Below are 2,139 nucleotides of genomic sequence, written 5' to 3' on the forward strand. Positions count from 1 at the left end.
CCACCGACGACCGCCCCGGGGTGATCATGGGGCTGCGCCACCGCGACCTCCCGGTCGAGGGGGTGCAGTTCCACCCGGAGTCGGTGCTCACCGAGTGGGGCCACCGGATGCTCGCGAACTGGCTCACCGTCTGCGGGGACGGCGGGGCCGTGGAACGGTCACGGGGGCTGGCCCCGGTCGTCGGGGGGAACGGGCGGCCCGGTCGGCCGGAGCCCGCGAGGTGACCGCGGTGCGTCCGGAGCGGGGCGGTGGGGCCGGGGGTCCGGAACCGGACCCGCACGTCGGGCCGCAGGACGCGTTCCGGGCGGCGGTGGACGCGCTGGCCGACCCTCTCAACGACCCGCTGCCCGGCCCGGCCGGGGCGGGCGGGAGCGGTCCCGGCGCCGGCCCCGGCGACCGGTACCGGCCGGGGAACCCGGCGCCGACCGCCGCACCGGAAACCGGCACCGGCGTCGGTACCGACGGGGCGGCGTACGGCACGACCCGGGGCACGACGGGCGGCGCGGCGTACGGCACCGCGTACGAGAGCGCGGGCACCGGGGCGTACCGCGAGGAGGATCACCGCGGGCAGGGGCACGGCACCGGTGGATACCCGGCCGGGAGCCACCACCCGGCGGCCCGCGACACGGACCCGCTCGGAGCGGGAACGCCCACCGCCGATCCGTACGGGACGGCCGGCGGTGCCGGGACGGCCGACGCCGCCCCCCGGGACACCCCGTACGGCGCGATCGCCGATCCGTACGGTGCGGGGTCCCGGACCGACGCCGACGCCCCGACCACGGTCTTCCCGCCCTCCGTCGACCCGTACGGCGTCTCCCCCGCCGCGGACCCCGAGACCATGGCGCTGCGGCGCCCGGACGACCTCCTCGCCACCGCCCCGGCGGATCCGGTCGGCCCCACCGGCGGGCACCGCCGTGCCGCGCGGGAGGCGTCCACCGGCGAAGCAGGCACGGACCGTCCCTCCCCCGCCGCGGCGGGCGGGGGACGCGCCGCCCGCCGCAAGGCGGAGAAGGCCCGCCGCGCGAGCCGCGCCAACAAGCTCGCCAACGTCGCCGGCGAGCTGATGATGACCACCGGCGTCCTGCTCCTGCTCTTCGTCACCTACCAGCTGTGGTGGACCAACGTGGAGGCCCGCGCCCACGCGGACCGCGAGGCGAACTCCCTGATCGACCAGTGGGAGGGCGGCTCCGAGGAGGAGCCCGACAACCGCGACCCCGGTGTCTTCTCCGCGGGTGAGGGCTTCGCCCTGCTGTACCTGCCGACGCTGGACGTGCGGGTCCCCATCGCGGAGAGCGTGGACGAGGCCACCGTCCTGGACAAGGGCATGGTGGGTCGCTACTCCGAGGCCGACCGCCTGCCCACCGCGATGCCCTGGGACGACGAGGGGAACGTCGGTCTCGCCGGGCACCGCAACACCCACGGCGAGCCGTTCCGCTACATCAACCTGTTGAACGAGGGCGACCCGATCATCGTGGAGACGGAGACCACGTACTACGTCTACGAGATGCGCAGCCGGCTGGACTCCACCTCCCCGTCGAACATCGCGGTGCTGGACCCGATACCCGAACAGGGCGGCTTCACCGAACCCGGCCGCTACATCACCCTGACCACCTGTACCCCGGAGTTCACCTCGACCTTCCGGCTCATCGTCTGGGGCGAGATGGTCGCCGAACAGCCACGCGGTGAGGGGAAACCGGATGCCCTCGTCACCTGAGGCGGCACACCGCCGGGCCGGCGGCCCGGCGGCACGGGGCGGGACATCCGGAATCCCGGGGGCCTGCCGACCCCACGGACCACGCAGACGCGCAGCAGAACGCGGAGAACGATGAGCAAGCGGCCGATGACCACCCCCCGGGACCCGGCGGGGCCGGTCGACACGACCGGGACCACGGACACCGGTCCCGGCACCACCCCCGGGGCGGAGGCGTCCCCCGAGGCGGGGACGACCGGGACGACGGACACCGTCCGGGCCCCCGACGCGGGGCCGGGCGACGCGGAGTCCTCCCCGGCGACCGGGGAGGACTCCGGCTCCTCCCGGCTCCCCGGCGGCCCCGTCGCGGCTTCCGGCGGCCCCGGGGACGGCTCCGGGGGACCGGGCGGCCCGGGCGGCCCCGGGGGACCCGACGGCCCCGCCGGTGA

The 2,139-nt window shown here is 76.7% G+C and carries 2 protein-coding genes and 1 pseudogene; all 3 read left to right on the forward strand.

The window, feature by feature from the left end; all coding sequences use genetic code 11:
• Positions 1-224, forward strand: a 224-nt coding sequence (locus FNQ90_RS20595; RefSeq protein ID WP_407699402.1) for a glutamine amidotransferase-related protein, incomplete at its 5' end; no start/stop codon positions are given.
• A complete protein-coding gene (locus FNQ90_RS27640) occupies positions 221-1,714 on the forward strand; it encodes a class E sortase (RefSeq protein ID WP_323380099.1) in 1,494 nt (497 codons plus the stop codon). The genes FNQ90_RS20595 and FNQ90_RS27640, both read left to right, overlap by 4 nt.
• A gap of 111 nt (positions 1,715-1,825) precedes the next feature.
• A pseudogene (locus FNQ90_RS20605) lies at positions 1,826-2,139 on the forward strand (hypothetical protein); the annotation flags it as partial.

Origin of the sequence: Streptomyces alkaliphilus (genome assembly GCF_014141535.1) — a bacterium.
GTDB classification, from domain to species: Bacteria; Actinomycetota; Actinomycetes; order Streptomycetales; family Streptomycetaceae; genus Streptomyces; species Streptomyces alkaliphilus.